The 17,462-nt window shown below is 71.8% G+C and carries 18 protein-coding genes and 2 tRNA genes; 15 read left to right on the forward strand and 5 right to left on the reverse strand.

What is annotated here, in order from left to right:
* The first annotated feature begins 125 nt into the window (after positions 1-125).
* From OEIGOIKO_RS34620 to OEIGOIKO_RS34630, 3 genes are read left to right on the forward strand one after another with little or no spacing between them, the layout of a single operon-like run.
* Positions 126-1,199: a chorismate-binding protein gene (locus OEIGOIKO_RS34620; RefSeq protein WP_170251944.1), complete on the forward strand. Its 1,074-nt coding sequence runs from the start codon at positions 126-128 to the stop codon at positions 1,197-1,199.
* Positions 1,196-2,020, forward strand: a complete 825-nt coding sequence (locus OEIGOIKO_RS34625) for an aminotransferase class IV (RefSeq protein WP_125057342.1) — start codon at positions 1,196-1,198, stop codon at positions 2,018-2,020. The genes OEIGOIKO_RS34620 and OEIGOIKO_RS34625 overlap by 4 nt, the downstream gene beginning before the upstream one ends.
* Positions 2,021-2,055: 35 nt before the next feature.
* Positions 2,056-2,886 (forward strand): GNAT family N-acetyltransferase, encoded by an 831-nt coding sequence (locus OEIGOIKO_RS34630; protein WP_125057343.1) that lies wholly within the window; start codon positions 2,056-2,058, stop codon positions 2,884-2,886.
* A 44-nt stretch (positions 2,887-2,930) separates the two neighbouring features.
* Here the strand turns inward: OEIGOIKO_RS34630 and OEIGOIKO_RS34635 are convergent, their stop codons facing one another.
* Complete coding sequence (locus OEIGOIKO_RS34635; protein WP_125057344.1) at positions 2,931-3,455, reverse strand: DsbA family protein; 525 nt, start codon at positions 3,453-3,455, stop codon at positions 2,931-2,933.
* A 240-nt stretch (positions 3,456-3,695) separates the two neighbouring features.
* Between OEIGOIKO_RS34635 and OEIGOIKO_RS34640 the strand changes: the two genes are divergently transcribed.
* Together OEIGOIKO_RS34640 and OEIGOIKO_RS41920 are read left to right on the forward strand one after the other, a co-directional pair.
* Entirely contained in the window at positions 3,696-4,154 is a 459-nt protein-coding gene (locus OEIGOIKO_RS34640) for a hypothetical protein (protein WP_125057345.1), read from the forward strand.
* 209 nt (positions 4,155-4,363) lie between these two features.
* Positions 4,364-4,537 carry a hypothetical protein gene (locus OEIGOIKO_RS41920; RefSeq protein ID WP_170251945.1) on the forward strand — a complete coding sequence of 58 codons (174 nt, stop codon included), beginning with the start codon at positions 4,364-4,366 and terminating at the stop codon, positions 4,535-4,537.
* A gap of 45 nt (positions 4,538-4,582) precedes the next feature.
* Here the strand turns inward: OEIGOIKO_RS41920 and OEIGOIKO_RS34645 are convergent, their stop codons facing one another.
* Entirely contained in the window at positions 4,583-5,149 is a 567-nt protein-coding gene (locus OEIGOIKO_RS34645) for a CGNR zinc finger domain-containing protein (RefSeq protein ID WP_030999476.1), read from the reverse strand.
* Between the two features lie 238 nt (positions 5,150-5,387).
* Complete coding sequence (locus OEIGOIKO_RS34650; RefSeq protein WP_003987206.1) at positions 5,388-5,801, reverse strand: SsgA family sporulation/cell division regulator; 414 nt, start codon at positions 5,799-5,801, stop codon at positions 5,388-5,390.
* Between the two features lie 190 nt (positions 5,802-5,991).
* Here OEIGOIKO_RS34650 and OEIGOIKO_RS34655 point away from each other — a divergent pair, with 190 nt between their 5' ends.
* The 4 genes from OEIGOIKO_RS34655 to OEIGOIKO_RS34670 all read left to right on the forward strand — a co-directional run bounded on the left by OEIGOIKO_RS34655 (position 5,992) and on the right by OEIGOIKO_RS34670 (position 7,322).
* Positions 5,992-6,459 (forward strand): TIGR02611 family protein, encoded by a 468-nt coding sequence (locus tag OEIGOIKO_RS34655; RefSeq protein ID WP_125057346.1) that lies wholly within the window; start codon positions 5,992-5,994, stop codon positions 6,457-6,459.
* Positions 6,460-6,544: 85 nt separating this feature from the next.
* A tRNA-Val gene (locus OEIGOIKO_RS34660) sits at positions 6,545-6,616 on the forward strand.
* 83 nt (positions 6,617-6,699) lie between these two features.
* Entirely contained in the window at positions 6,700-7,182 is a 483-nt protein-coding gene (locus OEIGOIKO_RS34665) for an SRPBCC family protein (protein ID WP_125057347.1), read from the forward strand.
* Between the two features lie 68 nt (positions 7,183-7,250).
* Positions 7,251-7,322: transfer RNA gene (locus OEIGOIKO_RS34670), tRNA-Val, on the forward strand.
* Between the two features lie 99 nt (positions 7,323-7,421).
* On the opposite strand, the gene OEIGOIKO_RS34675 is transcribed toward OEIGOIKO_RS34670, so the two are convergent.
* The gene (locus OEIGOIKO_RS34675; protein ID WP_125057348.1) at positions 7,422-8,147 is read right to left on the reverse strand and encodes a 3'-5' exonuclease; all 726 of its coding nucleotides are present in this window, start codon (positions 8,145-8,147) and stop codon (positions 7,422-7,424) included.
* Between the two features lie 187 nt (positions 8,148-8,334).
* Here OEIGOIKO_RS34675 and OEIGOIKO_RS34680 point away from each other — a divergent pair, with 187 nt between their 5' ends.
* The 6 genes from OEIGOIKO_RS34680 to OEIGOIKO_RS34705 all read left to right on the forward strand — a co-directional run bounded on the left by OEIGOIKO_RS34680 (position 8,335) and on the right by OEIGOIKO_RS34705 (position 15,567).
* Positions 8,335-8,901 (forward strand): DUF4365 domain-containing protein, encoded by a 567-nt coding sequence (locus tag OEIGOIKO_RS34680; RefSeq protein ID WP_125057349.1) that lies wholly within the window; start codon positions 8,335-8,337, stop codon positions 8,899-8,901.
* Positions 8,901-10,103, forward strand: coding sequence for a hypothetical protein (locus OEIGOIKO_RS34685; RefSeq protein WP_125057350.1), 1,203 nt, complete (start codon positions 8,901-8,903; stop codon positions 10,101-10,103). The genes OEIGOIKO_RS34680 and OEIGOIKO_RS34685 overlap by 1 nt, the downstream gene beginning before the upstream one ends.
* A gap of 734 nt (positions 10,104-10,837) precedes the next feature.
* Positions 10,838-12,817 carry a threonine--tRNA ligase gene (gene thrS / locus OEIGOIKO_RS34690; RefSeq protein ID WP_125057351.1) on the forward strand — a complete coding sequence of 660 codons (1,980 nt, stop codon included), beginning with the start codon at positions 10,838-10,840 and terminating at the stop codon, positions 12,815-12,817.
* A 75-nt stretch (positions 12,818-12,892) separates the two neighbouring features.
* The gene (locus tag OEIGOIKO_RS34695; RefSeq protein WP_030999463.1) at positions 12,893-13,450 is read left to right on the forward strand and encodes an HIT family protein; all 558 of its coding nucleotides are present in this window, start codon (positions 12,893-12,895) and stop codon (positions 13,448-13,450) included.
* Between the two features lie 87 nt (positions 13,451-13,537).
* Positions 13,538-14,362 (forward strand): polysaccharide deacetylase family protein, encoded by an 825-nt coding sequence (locus tag OEIGOIKO_RS34700; RefSeq protein WP_125057352.1) that lies wholly within the window; start codon positions 13,538-13,540, stop codon positions 14,360-14,362.
* A complete protein-coding gene (locus OEIGOIKO_RS34705) occupies positions 14,362-15,567 on the forward strand; it encodes a YncE family protein (RefSeq protein WP_125057353.1) in 1,206 nt (401 codons plus the stop codon). The genes OEIGOIKO_RS34700 and OEIGOIKO_RS34705 overlap by 1 nt, the downstream gene beginning before the upstream one ends.
* A 199-nt stretch (positions 15,568-15,766) precedes the next feature.
* On the opposite strand, the gene OEIGOIKO_RS34710 is transcribed toward OEIGOIKO_RS34705, so the two are convergent.
* Positions 15,767-17,437: a hypothetical protein gene (locus OEIGOIKO_RS34710; RefSeq protein WP_125057354.1), complete on the reverse strand. Its 1,671-nt coding sequence runs from the start codon at positions 17,435-17,437 to the stop codon at positions 15,767-15,769.
* Positions 17,438-17,462 lie beyond the last annotated feature (25 nt).

The raw sequence follows: 17,462 nt of genomic DNA on the forward strand, positions 1-17,462 counted from the left end.
CGCGTCCCGGCGACGTGTTGAACTCTAGCGGATTCCTGGGCCAGTACAAAAACGCGTTTGTGCAGCGTGCTGCGCTGCTCGCCCGATCGGGGCGGGCGCCGGGCCCCAGCCATAGACTCGATGGCGTGAACGACCTCCCTCCGCTGGCCCGTTTCGGCGGCCGTACAGCCACTGACCTGCGCGATGTCACCCGTGATCCAGAGGCCCTGGACTCGGCGGGGTGGTGGGCCGTCGTCGCCGACTACGAGGGCGGTCTGCTCTGCGCGCGCTTCGGGGACGTACGGGAGGACCGGGCGGCGCCCCCACCCGACCCCGCCCGCTGGCGGGGCCCGGCCCCCGGGGACTGGCGCAGTTCGCTGGACCGCGCCGCCTACATCGAGGGCGTACGGCGCATACGCGCCCACATAGCCGCCGGCGAGGTCTATCAGGTGAACCTCTGCCGGATTCTCAGCGCGCCGCTGCCGGATCCCGCACGCGCCGACGTCGACGCGCTGTCCGCCGTCCTGGCCCGCGGCAACCCGGCCCCGTACGCGGGCACGGTCCGCCTCCCCGCACACGGCACCGAGGTCGCCACCGCTTCCCCCGAACTGTTCCTGCGCCGCTCCGGGCGCACCGTCGAGTCCGGCCCCATCAAGGGCACCGGCCGGGTGCCCGAGGACCTGCGGGACAAGGACCGGGCGGAGAACGTGATGATCGTCGACCTGGTCCGCAACGACCTCGGCCAGGTCTGCCGCACCGGGTCCGTCACCGTCCCGGCACTCTGCGCGATCGAGGCGCACCCCGGTCTGGTCCATCTCGTCTCCACCGTGCGCGGCGAGCTGGCGGAGGAGCACGAGAAGACCGGCTGGGCGGACCTCTTCGACGCCACCTTCCCGGCGGGCTCCATCACCGGCGCCCCGAAGCTCGCGTCGCAGCGCGTCATCGAGGAACTGGAGACCGCGCCCCGCGGCCCGTACTGCGGCGGCATCGGCTGGGTGGACGCCGACCGCGGCACCGGTGAGCTGGCGGTGGGCATCCGTACGTTCTGGATCGACCGCGCGGCCCCCGAGGGGCCGGTGCTGCGCTTCGGCGCCGGAGCGGGCATCACCTGGGGCTCGGACCCCGAGGGGGAGTGGGACGAGACCGAGCTGAAGGCCCGCAGACTGCTGGCGGTAGCGTCGGGCCTGCACGAGCCGAGCGGCGGAGGGACACGACCATGAAGATCTGGCTCGACGGAGAGCTGCGCGACGCCGAGGGCGCCCGGGTCTCGGTCCTCGACCACGGCCTGACGGTCGGCGACGGCGTCTTCGAGACGCTGCGGACCGTCGACGGGCGGGCCTTCGCCCTCACCCGCCACCTGGACCGGCTCACCGCCTCCGCCCGCGGCCTCGGCCTCCCCGACCCCGACCACGACGAGATTCGGCGCGCCTGCGCGGCCGTCCTGGAGGCCGGTCCCGTACCGCTCGGCCGGCTGCGCATCACGTATACCGGCGGCCTCTCGCCCCTCGGCTCGGACCGCGGCGAGGCGGCCCCCACACTGGTCGTCGCGCTCGGCGAGGCGCCGCGCCGCCCCGACACCACCACGGTCGTCACCGTCCCCTGGACCCGTAACGAGCGCGGCGCGCTGGCGGGCCTGAAGAGCACCTCCTACGGGGAGAACGTCGTCGCGCTAGCCCGCGCCCGCGCGAAGGGCGCCTCCGAGGCGCTCTTCGGCAACACCGTCGGGCAGCTCTGCGAGGGCACCGGCTCCAACGTCTTCGTCGCCCTGGACGGCGTGCTGCACACCCCGCCGCTGTCCTCCGGCTGCCTGGCGGGCATCACCCGCGCCCTTGCCGTCGAGTGGACCGGCGCCAAGGAGACCGACCTGCCGCTGGACGTCCTGGAGCGCGCCGACGAAATCTTCCTGACCTCCACGCTCCGCGACGTGCAGGCCGTCACCCGGGTCGACGGACGCCAACTGGGTGACACGCCCGGGCCGTTGACCGCCGAGGCGATGCGGGTCTTCGCTGAACGCGCCGCCGCCGACTTCGACCCGCGCTGATGACGTACGCCCGGAAAACCGGGTAGAAAGCCAGCGTGACCACTACGCTGCGCCCCGCCGGCCCCGAGGAACGACGCGACGACGGCGGCCGGGCCCGTACGTACGAAGTCTGTGTCAACAGCCGCCCGGTGGGCCGGATAACTCTGGCCGTCGACGCCCGGCTGGGCCTGTCCGCCGGGCGCATCGCGGACCTGCACATCGACGAACGCGACCGGCACCGCGGCCGCGGCACCGTCGCGGCCCTCGCCGCCGAGGAGGTGCTGCGCGGCTGGGGCTGCCGGCGGGTCTCGCTGGACGTGCCGGCCGACGCGGAGCCGGCCCTGCGGCTGGCCGCCGCCCTCGGCTACACGGAGCACAGCCGCCGGATGCTCAAGGAGCTCGCCGCACCGCCCGGACTTCCCGCGGGCAGTGCCGTGCGGCCGCTCGGCGCGCAGGAGTACCCGGCCTGGCTGGCCGCGGCGGTCACCACCTACGTCGAAGCGAAGGTGGGCAACGGGATGCCGCGCGAGCGCGCGGAGCGCAACGCGGAGCAGGACCACGCGACGCTGCTCCCGGACGGGCCGGCCACCGCGCACCAGTCGCTGCGCGTGCTGGCCCACGAGGGAATCGATGTCGGGACGGTCTGGACCACGACGTACCACCCGGCCCGGCCCGGCGGCTATGTCATGGACATCCGGGTGGCACCGGAGCACCGCGGACGCGGGCACGGCCGGACGCTCATGCTGGTCGCCGAGCGGGACACCCTGGACGCGGGCCGCACCGTCCTGGGGCTCAACGTCTACGTGGACAACCCGAGGGCCCGCGGTCTCTACGAGACCCTGGGCTACCGGCCGACCGAATACTCCCTGCACAAGCTCCTGCTCTGAGCGGGCGGCCCGACCTGCCCCCGCCCGGCGCGGCGCGGGCCGGGTCAGCCCTGCCCGGCCAGCAGCCGGTCGGCGATCTCCGTGATGCGCTCGCGCAGGCCGTCCTGGCTCTTGCTGCCGTCCAGCAGCTCCCCGCCGATCGTGTACGTGGGCGTGCCGGTCACGCCGATCGCCTTGCCCTCCGCCTGATCGGCGTCCACGGCCAGCAGGTGCCGGCCGTCGATGAGCGCGGTGTCCATCTCCTCCGCGTCGAGGCCCAGTTCACCGGCCACCGCGAGCAGCAGCTGCTCGCCCTTGGCGCCCAGCTCCTCCGTACGGGCCAGGACGGCCTCCACGAACGGCCGGCCCTTGCCCTGCTCCATGGCTTCCTCGGCGGCCTGGGCGGCGGCGTAGGCGTGCTGGTGCTTGGCCAGCGGGAAGTGGCGCAGCCGGATGTCCAGCCGGTCCCCGTAGTGCTCGCGCAGGGCCCGCAGGTCGTCGAGTGCGGCGGTGCAGTCCGGGCACTGCAGCTCGCACCACACGTCGAGGACGACGGGGCGGGCGGAACCGGAGGTCGTGGCGTCGTTCATGCGCCCAGTCTCCCAGCCCGCGGCACCCCGGCCGAACCGGCACCCGCGGAGCCGGACCGGCACCTGCGGAGGAGCCGGACCCCTAGATGTCCCTGAGCCTGCTCCGGATCGTGGCCCTGGGCGCCCGGAAGGAGGCAGGATGGAGGCAGAGCAGGGCAAGAGGGGCGTCGCGCTGCCGCCTCGCGGGAGAGCGGGCCGGGCGCGACGGAGGACGAGAACCGATCGGCAGGAGGACCGGGGATGCTGAGCTCGACCATCTGTACCGTGGTGTCGGTGGCGGGCCTGGGCATCGCCGCGCTGACCGCCTACCGCAAGCGGTTCCTGGCGGCGACCCGTATCGCGGCCGTCTCGCTGGTCCCCGTGGGCCTGGCGATGACCGGCGTCATCGACTGGCTGACCGGTGTGGTCTTCAAGCCCGTGGTCTGGGCGGGCTTCGGGGTGCTGGCGCTCTCGGTCGTGCTGTTCATGATCGCGAGGATGGCCGAGCGGCACTCCCTCAAGGCCGGCGGCAGCCGCAAGGAGCGCCGCGCCGCGGCCCGGCAGCAGGGCCCGGCCGCCGTGGCGCCCAAGGCGTCCGCCCCGTCGCTCGGCGCGGGCACGCGGTCCCCGCAGCCCGCGGCCCAGGCCAAGGGCCGGAGCGGCGCGCCGGAGGAGGACTTCTCCGACATCGAGGCCATCCTGAAGAAGCACGGGATCTGAACGCGCGCGGGATCATCCGGAGCCGCACGGCGGCCGGGCCCGGGAGGCGGGCCGCCGGAGGCGCTGCACGGCGGGTGCCGCACGCTCCCTGCGGGTGACCCCTCGGACACCGTAGCGATCACGGAAGTGCACGGGATCTGGTGAACTCCTGGCTCTGACGGGTGATCCGGGCCTTCCCGCCTGATCGTCTGCGCCATCATCGGCGCGAGATGAACGACGAGTGCGCCCTTCCCCGGGACCCCGCCGTCACAGCGGCGGACCCCCCGGCCCCCGAACCGCGTGGCTGTCTTTTCGCGTTGTCCCAGCCGCCGCTGATGCTCTTCCTCACCTTCATCGCCGCCCTGCTGCTCATCGGCGCCCTGCACGACCTCCTCGTCCTGTGAGGCCGGACGAGGGGGCGACGATCCGGGCGGGCCCGGGCCGTACCGTCAGCGGGTGGCTTCGCGGCGGCGCGCCCGGTAGGCCGCGACGTGCAGCCGGTTGCCGCACGTACGGCTGTCGCAGTAGCGGCGCGAACGGTTGCGGGACAGGTCCACGAAGGCGAACCGGCAGTCCGGCGCCTCGCAGTGCCGCAGCCGCTCCCGCTCCCCGGCGACCACCAGGAACGCCAGCGCCATGCCGCCGTCCGCCGCCAGGTGCTCGGCGACCGAGGCGCCGGGCGCGAAGTAGTGCACGTGCCAGTCGTAGCCGTCGTGGTCGGTCAGCCGCGGTGTGGTGCCGGCCGCCGCGACCAGGTCGTTGAGCCGCTCGGCGGCCGTCCGGTCGTCCGGCGCCGCGAAGACGTCGGCGAAGCGGGTCCGTACGGCCCGTACGGAGGCCAGGTCACGGTCGCCGAGCGTGCCCACGTCGCTGATCGCGTTCCGCGTGACGAACGCCTGCAGCGCCGCGAGGTCGGTCAGGCTGTCGGTGGCGCCGGGGGCGTCGCCCTCCGGGGCGGTGTTCAACAGGTCGACGACCGCGTCGAGCGCGCACCGGGTGTCGTGGGTGATCATCACGGTTTCGCTCCCTGGCCGGGTGGGGTCGGACGGCGCCGCCCCCGGTGTCCTTGCCGAATGGTCGCCGACTCTAGCGCGTCCAACAAGCCTCGGCGCCGTCTCCGCGGTGGGTCCGCGGCGACGGCGCCGGCTCGTGCCGTATGAACTTGTCGGTCCTGTGCCGTCGCCCCGAGTCGGACGGTGCAGGTGTGAGCGGTTCGGTGCGGTGGATGGCTGCGATGGGCTGCTGCGCCGCCTTTCAGTTCTCCGCGAGGATGTGGGAGAGCTCCGTGTCGAGATCGAAGTGCCGGTGCTCCGTACCGGGTGGAACCGCCGCGTCGGTCCTCTTCAGGAACGACTCCAGGGCCCGCGCCGGGGCTTCCAGGAGGGCCTCGCCTTCCGGGGAGCTCAGGGCGATGCAGACAACGCCCTGTCCGTGGCTCCGGGACGGCCATACGCGGACGTCTCCGGTGCCCGTGGGCCGGTGCAGGCCCTCGGCGAGGAGGTCGCGGGCGAAGACCCACTCGACGGTTTCCTCGGCTCCGGTGTGGAAGGTCGCGTGCACGGCATAGGGATCGGCCGTGTCATACCGCAGGCCCGCGGGTACAGGCAGTGACGACTCGCTCGACACAACGAGGCGCAGGTGCAGCTCGCAGCTGACCGTGGTGTTCATAAGCGCCAGGGCCTTTCGCTCAGTGTGCGCTCGGGGATTCGCACGTCGGCGAAATCGACATGCCACCTACGGTGCCGTTGTAAACCCCTCTGAGGGTTTTGGGTGACTTCCGGTACCTCTTACGGCGGAGTTGCCAATCCTCCTCGGCGGCCATTCCGGTGACCGTCGTCCGTCGGGTAAGTTGGGCCGCATGAATACGGAGAGTAACGGGGGAGTCGGGATCACCGCCGCCGCGGCGGCCCCGGCTGCACAAGAGGGTGCCGCGGGGGAGACTGCGGACGTGGAACAGCGACTCGGCTCCCGGGCGCCGCACTTCATCAAGCGTTCCCGGCCCCTGCACCTGAGCTGGCAGGCCGGCATATTCATCGTCGGCCTCGCGGTGGTCGTCGGCGGCATCATCATGCTGCCGCTGCCCGGACCGGGCTGGCTGGTGATCTTCGCGGGCATGGCGATCTGGGCGACCGAGTTCGTCTGGGCCCAGCTGGTGCTGCGCTGGACCAAGCGCAAGGTCACCGAGGCCGCGCAGAAGGCCCTGGACCCGAAGGTGCGGCGCCGCAACATCATCCTGACCGGCGTCGGTGCCGTGATCATCGTGGCCGGGCTGGCCGTGTACCTGTGGAAGTTCGGCCTCGTGCTGCCGTGGAACACGGGTGAATGACCGGCGCGCGGCCGGATGAGTGCCGCCCGTCCCCGCGGGTGGTCACGAGACCCCTGCGACGTGCGGTAATGTTGGCGCTGCGCCCGGGCGATTAGCTCAGCGGGAGAGCGCTTCGTTCACACCGAAGAGGTCACTGGTTCGAACCCAGTATCGCCCACACCGGACGACGGCCCGGAGGTTTTCAGACCTCCGGGCCGTCGTCGTTCTCCCGGTGCCCCGCCGGGCGGCAGACTGAGGGGCATGGTCGACTGGCAGCACGTCCTGCACCGGTACCGCTTCCGCAGCGAATGGCGGCTGGCCGCGCCGCCCCCGGTGGTCTTCGCCGCCCTGGAGGACGCAGAAACGTATCCGCAGTGGTGGCCGCAAGTGCGTCGGGTGACCCGCGTCGACGACCGCAGCGGCACCGCCAGCTTCCGGTCGCTGCTCCCGTACGTCCTCACCGTGACCGCGACCGAGACGTGCCACGACCCGGCCACCGGCGTCCTGGAGATAGCGATGCGCGGCGACCTGGAAGGCTTCGCGCGCTGGACGGTGGGCGCGTCCGGCGGTGGGACGTGCGCCGTCTTCGAGCAGGAGGTCGAGGTGCGCAAGCCGTCGTTACGCCGGCTCGCGCTGCCGGGCCGGCCGTTCTTCGTCGCCAACCACACGCTGATGATGCGCGCCGGACACCGGGGCCTGGCCTCCAGACTGAGGGGGACCGGAATGCGCGGGCGGGGAATTTGATGAATAGGCCCGACGGCCTGTATTGTTCGAGTCGTTCGCGGGGGAAACCCCGGGAGCGGAAAACACCCGGGCGATTAGCTCAGTGGGAGAGCGCTTCGTTCACACCGAAGAGGTCACTGGTTCGAACCCAGTATCGCCCACCGGGACCGAGGGCCGGACTGTCAACAGGCAGTCCGGCCCTCGGCGTTGGCGCACCGGCGCCCGGCAGGGGCCCGGCGTACGGCGTCGTGCTGCGTCGTTCAGGCGGCGGCCGGGAGATCCGGACGCATCGGCCAGTGCGGATCCACCGCCTCCTCCGTGCCGTTGCGCGCGAACCACGCCTCCAGGCCGCGCGCCTGTGCGGCGTGCCACACGGCCTGCCGGGTGTGCAGCTGCGCCGGGCTCAGCGACTCCAGCCGCTCCGCGTACCGCTGCCCCAGCGCCCGTACGACCTGGAGTGCGGCGAGGGCGTCCGCGGCGGCCTCGTGCGCTCCGGTCAGCTCGACCCCGTACTCCGCGCACAGGTCCGTGAGTGTGCGGCGGCCCTTGCGATAGCGGTCCAGGTGCTTGTCCAGCACCCTCGGGTCCAGCACGGACAGCGGGTGGGCGCCCAGGTAGTGGGGGAGCGAGGCGGCGCGGTGCCGCCGCAGTTCACGGTCCAGAAGGGTCAGGTCGAACGGCGCGTTCATCACGATGAGCGGCCGCCCGGCGAGCGACTGGTCGGTCAGCGCGCGGGCTATCTCCTCCATGACGGGTGCCGGCCAGCGGCCGTACAGGGCGAGGTGTTCGTCCGTCAGGCCGTGCACGGCGGTGGCCGCTTCGGGGACCGGCACACCGGGATTGACCAGCCACCGGGTGACGCGGGGGACGCTGCGCGGGGTTTCCTGGACGACCAGGGCGGCGGACACGATGCGATCTCGCTCCACGTCGATCCCGGTGGTCTCGGTGTCGAAGGAAGCGAGCGGACCGTCGTACCAGCACGGCATCTTCACAACTCCTCGCGCTCATGCGGCGGGTGAGCCGACGCGGCCACCCGACCTGGTGATACCCGAGGGTTCCGGTTGTCGAACCGTCCTGGTTTGTTGACCACTTGAGACGGACAAGAACACCACAACGGGCCGCCGCCACGACGGCAGCCCCTTCGAACGACCCGGCCCGGAAGGCACTTGAGCGATGACGCTCGCGCAGCCCGACCCCGGGGGACTGGTGCCCGCGCGCACGGCTTCGCTGCGCGGCGCGCTCGCCACCACGGCCTGTATGGAGACGCTCCAGGTGGGCTATCTTCACGCGGTGGCCGCCGCGTCGGGCTGCTCGCTGGCCCAGCCTTTCCCGGACAACGGCATCGACTGGCACGTCAGCCATGGCGCGCCCGGCCATGCCGTCGACGACGAAGTGACCATCAAGGTGCAGTTGAAGTGCACGTACCAGGTCGACCCCCGGCCGCCCGGCGCGAGCTTCGCCTTCACCCTGGACAACGCCCATCTGGTGAAGCTCGCGCGGACGCCCGTGGCGGTGCACAAGATCCTGGTCGTGATGCTGGTGCCGCGGACCCAGGAGGACTGGCTGCGGGCGGACCACGACCGGCTCGAACTGCGGCACAGCTGCTACTGGATCAACCTGGCCGGCCATGAGGTGACCGGACGGCGCAGGACCAACGTGCGGATCCCGACCACGCGGATCTTCGACGACCGCGCGCTCTGCGAGATCATGACGCGGGTCGGGGCGGGAGGGAGACCCTGATGCACCGGCCGACCGACGAGTACGCGTTCCGGCTTCCGGACCCGGCACAGCTGGATCCGGCGGTGCTCGGCGCCCTGCTGGCGCGGCACGGCTGGCGGCGGCGGGGAGGCGCCGCCGGCCACTACGCCCGCTGGACGCCGCCCGGCGGAGCCGCCGGGAGCACCAGTCTGCTCGTACCGCAGACCCGGACGTTTCCGGACAGCACCGACTTGATCGCGGAGGCGCTGGTTGCCCTCGCGCACAGCGCCGCGCCGTCCGCGCGCGAGGTCCTGGCGGCGCTCGCGGTGCCCAGCGACGAAGTGCGCTGGGAGCGCGAGGTCCCGGAGGACGGCATCGGCGGCACCCCGTGGGTCGCGCAGGAGCAGCTGCGTACGGCGGCCCGCTCGATGCTGATGGCCGGTGCGCTCGGCACGTACGGCAGGGCGGGCTTCTACGGCGCCCGGCACAAGCGCAAGGCCGAGGCCTTCATGGCGGACGTGCTGGTCGGGCCCGCGCCGGCCGGGCGGCGGCTGACCGCGTACGTGCCGGTGGCGGCGGGCCGCGCGGCCGTGGCCGGGCTCCAGCGCGCGCTGCACGCGACCCGGGACGCCACGGACTACCAGCGGGCGACCGGCGGAATGGAGGCGTTCGACGCCGCCGTGGAGCTGGGGGTGTGCCATGAGCTGGCGGAGGCGCTGATCTCGCTGGTGCGGGACGCGGAGGGGGTGCGGATCTCGGTGGAGTGGTCGCCGGGGGCGGGCCCGCCCCCGGGGTTCGCCGCCCGGCCCGAACCGGTCGAGTTCTCGCCCGGCGACCTGCCCGCGCTCCAGCAGGCCGCCCAGCGCTACGTCCGCGACGAGCCGTCGCTGCCGGTGCGGGTCACCGGCGCGGTGGTACGGCTGCGGCGCGAGCGCCCCGGGGGCCCCGGCGTGGTGCGGCTGCGGGTGCTGTCCGGGGCCGACGTGCTCCAGGTACGGGTCGCGCTCGACGAGGAGGACTACCGCATCGCCGGGCACGCCCATCTGGTCGGCCTGCCGATCCGGGTCAGCGGGCGGCTGGAGAGCCGGGGCGGCTTTCGCCGCATCACGGGGGCGTCGGATGTCACGCCTGTTCAGGTGGACGAGGCGGAGCGGGATCGGTTGCTGAAGTCGCTCCAGGAGAATCTGGACTTTTTTGAGGAGGCTTGTGGGGGGCCGTTGCCGTTGCCGTTGCCGGAGGAGTGAGGGGGCTCGTTCGCGCTTCGCGCGAGGTTTGCGCTGACGCGCGGCTCGCATTGCTTGGGTGGTGGTGGCGGGGGCGCGCAGGGGGCCAACTCCTCGGCACCGTGTACGTCACCCAGGGTGCGTTGGTGAACGAAGGCTCCCGGCTGCCTGCGGGGATGGCCCCCTACACGCCCCCGCCGGCCGGTTCGGCGAGTCCGGGTCAGCTGGGGGAGTTTTTCGATCACCCTGGTGAGCCCTGACCACATGGTGAGGCGCACGCCGGGGTAGGGGGTCATGCCGCTTGCACGTGAGCCTCGCAAGGCGGCCCAGTCATCTCTCCCCTCCTCGCGCTGCGCGCGAGGTGCGCTCGGCCCCGCCTGTGGCTGTTCCTCACCACGATGGCGGGATAGCCGCAAACGGCGCGGGCTCGGGGACATACAGGGGTCTCCCCGCAGGCAGCCGGGAGCCCCCGGCTCACCAACACACCCTGGGCGACGTACACGGTGCCGAGGAGTGACCCCTGTGTGGCCCCGAGCCCCCACCACCGGACCCATCGCGCACAACGCGCACCCCCACCCGGCCCAACCGCCCCCAAGGGCCCAGCCCCCACAAGCCCGTCCGGCGCTTGAGGACACAGGAACCCCAGCCCCCCACCGCGCCGCCCCGCCATAACCGTTTCGCGAGGACCGCCGGTCCCTCGGTACGATTCGCCTGCGCAGCAAACGCTGTCGCGCCCGAGAAGTCAGGAGAGACCGGTGTCAGACGTCCGTGTGACCATCCAACGCGATTCCGAGCGGGAAGAACGCGTGGTGACCACGGGCACTACGGCCGCCGACCTCTTCCAGGGCGAGCGCTCCGTCGTCGCCGCCCGCGTCGCCGGGCAGCTCAGGGACCTGGCGTACGAGCTGAACGAGGGCGACGAGGTCGAGCCCGTCGACATCGGCAGCGAGGACGGCCTGAACATTCTGCGCCACTCCACCGCGCACGTGATGGCGCAGGCCGTGCAGGAGCTGTTCCCGGAGGCGAAGCTGGGCATCGGCCCGCCCATCAAGGACGGCTTCTACTACGACTTCGACGTCGAGACCCCGTTCACCCCCGAGGACCTCAAGCGCATCGAGAAGAAGATGCAGGAGATCCAGAAGCGCGGGCAGCGGTTCGCCCGGCGCGCGGTGAGCGACGACGACGCCCGCGCCGAGCTGGCCGGCGAGCCGTACAAGCTGGAGCTGATCGGCCTCAAGGGCTCCGCCGCGGAGGCCGCCGAGGGTGCGTCCGCCGAGGTCGGTGCCGGTGAGCTGACCATCTACGACAACCTCGACGCCAAGAGCGGCGACCTGTGCTGGAAGGACCTGTGCCGCGGCCCGCACCTGCCCAGCACCCGGGTCATCCCGGCCTTCAAGCTGATGCGCTCGGCCGCCGCGTACTGGCGCGGCAGTGAGAAGAACAAGCAGCTCCAGCGCATCTACGGCACCGCGTGGCCGACCAAGGACGAGCTCAAGGCGTACCTGGAGTTCCTCGCCGAGGCCGAGAAGCGCGACCACCGCAAGCTGGGCGCTGAGCTGGACCTGTTCTCCATCCCGGAGGACATCGGCTCGGGCCTGGCGGTCTTCCACCCCAAGGGCGGCATCATCCGCCGGGTGATGGAGGACTACTCGCGGCGGCGCCACGAGGAGGCGGACTACGAGTTCGTCTACACCCCGCACGCCACCAAGGGGAAGCTGTTCGAGAAGTCGGGCCACCTGGACTGGTACGCCGACGGCATGTACCCGCCCATGCAGCTCGACGAGGGCGTGGACTACTACCTCAAGCCCATGAACTGCCCGATGCACAACCTGATCTTCGACGCGCGCGGCCGCTCGTACCGCGAACTGCCGCTGCGTCTGTTCGAGTTCGGGACCGTGTACCGGTACGAGAAGTCCGGTGTGGTGCACGGCCTGACCCGCGCCCGCGGCTTCACCCAGGACGACGCGCACATCTACTGCACCAAGGAGCAGATGGCGGACGAGCTGGACGCCACGCTCACCTTCGTCCTGGACCTGCTGCGCGACTACGGCCTGACCGACTTCTACCTGGAGCTGTCCACCAAGGACCCGGAGAAGTTCGTCGGCTCGGACGAGGTCTGGGAAGAGGCCACCGAGACGCTGCGCAAGGTCGCCGAGAAGCAGGGCCTGCCGCTGGTCCCGGACCCGGGCGGCGCCGCGTTCTACGGACCGAAGATCTCGGTGCAGACCAAGGACGCCATCGGCCGCACCTGGCAGATGTCGACCGTCCAGCTGGACTTCAACCTGCCGGAGCGCTTCGACCTGGAGTACACCGCGCCGGACGGCTCCAAGCAGCGCCCGGTGATGATCCACCGCGCCCTGTTCGGCTCCATCGAGCGGTTCTTCGCGGTGCTGCTGGAGCACTACGCGGGCGCCTTCCCGGTGTGGCTGGCCCCCGTGCAGGCCACCGGCATCCCGATCGGCGACGACCACGTCCCGTACCTCCAGGAGTTCGCCGCCGAGGCCAAGAAGCAGGGGCTGCGGGTCGAGGTGGACGCCTCCTCGGACCGGATGCAGAAGAAGATCAGGAACGCGCAGCGCAGCAAGGTGCCGTACATGATCATCGCGGGTGACGAGGACGTCGCCAACGGCGCGGTGTCCTTCCGCTACCGCGACGGGTCGCAGAAGAACGGCATCCCGAAGGCGCAGGCGATCGCCGAGATCCTGGACGCGGTGGAGCGCCGGGTCCAGGTGTGAGCTCCCGGCTCTGAGCGAGGGGCGGTCCCGGAGTCCGGGGCCGCCCCTCGCCGCATGCCCGCGCGACCGGGGAATATGCTGGCCCGCATGACGAGTGAGCCGGAGCAGCAGATCGGAGTCGGGACACAGGACGCCTTCCAGCGACTGTGGACGCCCCACCGGATGGCGTACATCCAGGGGGAGAACAAACCGTCCGGACCGGGCGCCGAGGACGGCTGCCCCTTCTGCACGATTCCGGCCAAGTCGGACGAGGACGGGCTGGTGATCGCCCGCGGCGAGCACGTGTACGCGGTGCTCAACCTCTACCCGTACAACGGCGGCCACCTGATGTCGGTCCCGTACCGCCACGTGGCCGACTACACCGAGCTGGACCGGGCCGAGACCCTGGAGCTGGCCGAGTTCACCAAGCGGGCGATGACCGCGCTGCGGGCCGCCTCCGGCGCGCACGGCTTCAACATCGGCCTCAACCAGGGCGCCGTGGCCGGTGCCGGCATCGCCGCCCACCTGCACCAGCACGTCGTGCCGCGCTGGGGCGGCGACACCAACTTCATGCCCGTGGTGGGACAGACGAAGGTGCTGCCGCAGCTGCTGGCCGACACCCGCAAGATGCTGGCCGACGCCTGGCCGCAGTAGCCCGGACGTCGCAGCGACGGCCGAGACACGCGCTGCGATAAATCCGACAAAGCGACAAATGCGGACACGTTGCCCTCTAATGGTGGGGTGACTTCCCTGCCTCGTCGCTCCGTGCTGCGCACCGCCACGGCCGCGGCCGCCGGTGCGCTCGCCCCGGGGTGCGCGACAGCCCGTACGGACACCGCGCCCGTACGGGCCTCCGGCTCCCCGCCACCGAGCGGGACCGGTCCGCCGGGTCCCGGGACGCGCCCCTCGGGAACGGCCGCCTCGGGCGCCGCCCGGCGGGCCCGCCCGCCGACCCGCGCGCCCGGCCTGCCCGTACAGATCCAGCACGGCCCGCAGCGCGGCGACGCGATCGCCCTCACCTTCCACGGCCAGGGCGACCCGAAGACGGCCGCCGCGCTGCTCGGCGAGGCCGAGCGGGCCGGCGCCCGGGTGACCGTGCTCGCCGTCGGCAGCTGGCTCGACGAGCAGCCGCTGATGGCCCGCCGCATTCTCGACGGCGGCCACGAACTGGGCAATCACACCCAGCGCCACCTCGACCTCTGCACCCTCCCGGCGGCCGAGGCGTACGCCGAGATCACCGGATGCGCCGACCGGCTGCGGAAACTGACCGGCACGATCGGCAGCTGGTTCCGCCCCTCCCGTACGCAGTACGCCACCGCACTGGTGACCCGGCTGGCCCGTAAGGCCGGCTATCCGCACGTCCTCTCCTACGACGTCGACTCCCTCGACGCGGACGACCCCGGCGCCCCCGCCGTCCAGCGCACCGTGCTGGACCGGGCCCGCGCGGGATCCATCGTGAGCCTCCACCTCGGGCACGCCGGCACGGTTGCCGCGCTGCCCCCGATCCTCGACGGCCTGCACCGGCGCGGACTGCGCGCGGTGACGACAACGGAGCTTGTGACCTGATGGCTGACCGGACCCCGACCCACGATCGAAAACGTGCCCGTACCGGCCGGCGGGCCGCGCTGCTGGCCGTCGCCTGCGCACTGACGGCGGCGGGGTGCGGCGGCAGCGGACCGGAGGCCGCCGGCGGCAGCCCCGGGGCGTCGACCCCGGCCTCGCCCGCGCAGGCCGCCAAGTCGCTGCTGCCGGGCATGCCGCCGCCGCTGGACGAGCGCGACGTGTACGCGGCCGACCGCCCGAACAAGCTCGCGCCGCAGGTCAGAAACTTCCCCTCCCGCGTGTACGTGCCCAACACCGGCTCCGACACGGTCAGCGTCATCGACCCCAAGACGTACAAGGTCATCGAGACCATCCCGGTCGGGGTGCAGCCGCAGCACGTCGTCCCGTCCTGGGACATGAAGACCCTGTGGGTGAACAACAACCGCGGCCACGACCTGACGCCGATCGACCCGGCGACCGGCAGGTCCGGCCAGGCGGTGGACGTGCACGACCCGTACAACCTCTACTTCACGCCGAACGGCAAGTACGCCGTCGTGATGGCCTCCATGGACAAGGAACTGGTCTTCCGCGACCCGAAGTCGATGGAGGTGCGCAAGACCGTCCCGGTCAGCTGCGCGGGCGTCAACCACGCGGACTTCTCGGTGGACGGGAAGTACTTCATCGTCTCCTGCGAGTTCTCGGGCGAACTGCTGAAGGTCGACACCGAGCGGATGAAGGTCGTCGGACAGCAGAAACTGCCGTTCCGGGGCGCCATGCCGCAGGACGTGAAGATGTCGCCGGACGGCCGGACGTGGTACGTCGCGGACATGATGGCCGACGGCATGTGGGTGCTGGACGGCGACACGTTCGAACAGCCGAAGCTGATGCCGACCGGCAAGGGCGCCCACGGCCTCTACGTCAGCCGTGACTCCGAGAAGATGTACATCTCCAACCGCGGCGAGGGCTCCGTCTCCCTGCTCGACTTCAAGAGCGGCAAACTCGTGGACAAGTGGCACATCCCCGGCGGCGGCAGCCCCGACATGGGCGGGGTGTCCGCCGACGGCAACGTGCTGTGGCTGTCCGGCCGCTACAACTCCGAGGTGTACGCGATGGACACCAGGACCGGGAAGACGCTGGCCAAGATTCCGGTGGGGGAGGGACCGCACGGGCTGGCGGTCTATCCGCAGCCGGGACGGTACTCACTGGGACATACAGGGATCTTCCGGTAGACGGTTCCACGGCAGGCGGGCCCGACGAGTGCGCGGGCCCGCCTACGCCCCGGCGCCGCTCCGGCGAAATTCCCGCCGCAACGGCGCGCGACCACGACGCGAGGGCCCGGCGGTGTACGCGGCCACCCCGCCCCAGGGCGTTCGGCCGCCCGGCCGTCCCGGGGTTCTCGGCCGACCGCCGCGACGAGCGGCTCCGCGGCTACGCGTTGTACTCGTCGGCCTTCTTGGGCTCTGCGGCCTGCACCTGGCCGCTCAGCACCAGCGAGCGGCTGTCGAAGCGCGCGATGTCCACACCGTTCTCCTTCAGCACGCTCAGGGCGGCGGAGTGCACCACGCGCAGCACCGGGGTCGCCGCCCGCAGCGCGTCGTCGGCCATGAAGCGGTGCCGCCAGGGCTTGTCGGCCCAGGCGTGCCGCAGGCCGAAGGGCTCCGGCAGGGTCAGCTTCCCGCCCAGGAACTCCAGGAAGCCGGGGAACCACGTCAGCGGGGCGCGGGCGGCGAGCCGTACCACCTCGCTCGCGTCGACCAGCGGCAGGCTCACGGACTTGGTCTCCCAGAACTTCACCGTCTTGGAGACGCTCTTGCTCTTCGGCGCCGGCTTGGAGGTGAACAGCGGATTGACCGGGCCGAGGGCGTGACCGGTGACCTCCACCCGCAGCGTCTCGTGCAGCACGGTGACCGTGATCAGCAGGGTTATCACCAGCTGGCCGTCCCACAGTACGAACTGCACGCCGAGGTAGTGCCGGCTGCCGCTGCCGAACTGCTGCTCGTTGCAGATCCGCTCTATCTCGTGCCCGCGCACCTGGAACGCCTCCACCTCGGTGCCCTCGGGGCGGGAGACGGAACCGGCCTTCTCGCCGACCGGCACCACGACCCAGTGGCGTACGGAGGGGGCGTCCTTGAAGCCGCCGGTGTGCAGCGGGCTGCGCTCCAGCAGCCGCAGCCGGTCGTGGATGACGCGGATCACGTCGTAGCTGCGGAACGGGTTGATCTCGCCGCCCTCCACGGCGGGCCGCAGCTCCTCGGCCATCTGCCAGCTGCCCCAGCGGGTGCCCATGCCGAGTATGCCGTTGGGGCCCGCGTAGAAGGCGACGTTGCTGTGCTGCTCGGCGGTGAGCTTCGCCAGGCTCTGGCGCATCTGCTCGGCGGCGGTCTCGTTCGGGTCCTTGGGGACCGCCTCGGGGATCTTGGCGCCCACGCCGCCGCCTTCGAGCAGGCCCTTCCACGCCTCCCGCAGATCCTTCGCGGTGGCCTCACTGATCCGCTTCGCCCACCACCAGCCGATCACCGGCACCACCACCATGGCGCGCAGATACACCGACCAGAAACCGGTGAACGGCAGCTTCACCAGGAAGAGCACCGCGATGGCGCCGACGGCGAGCATCAGCGCCACACCGAGCGCCGAGGTGCCGGTGCCCTGCGCCTTCGACAGCAGCTTCTTGAGCTGGAACGCGCCCAGCCACAGCAGCACGCCGGGCAGGAAGAGCAGCCCGAAGCCCACCATCAGGACGGTCAGCTTCACATCACGGATCTTGCGGATGCGGATGGCGGCGAGGCAGTGCTCGACGACCGTCTGCGGTTCGATGCCGAAGGACTGGATGAGCGCGCCGCGGGCACCGCCGAGCATCCGCAGTTGGAGCGCGCGGGAGAACGCCTCGCCCAGATTCGGCTCGAACAGGGAGAGTTTGGGTGGTTTGATGGTCGACTTCGCGGTGGCGGAGTCGGCCTTGGAGATGTCGGCGAGCGGATTGTCCCGGTACGCCGCCGAGGCCAACGCCTGGGTGGCCGCGGTCTGTCCGGCACCGCCGGACAGCGGGACCTGCGCCCCGGGACTGAAGTCGAAGCCGTCTGCTGCCACTACCGCCCCCATCACCCGCACGCATCCGCTGCTGCGG

Source organism: Streptomyces paromomycinus, from assembly GCF_003865155.1.
Lineage (GTDB): Bacteria > Actinomycetota > Actinomycetes > Streptomycetales > Streptomycetaceae > Streptomyces > Streptomyces chrestomyceticus.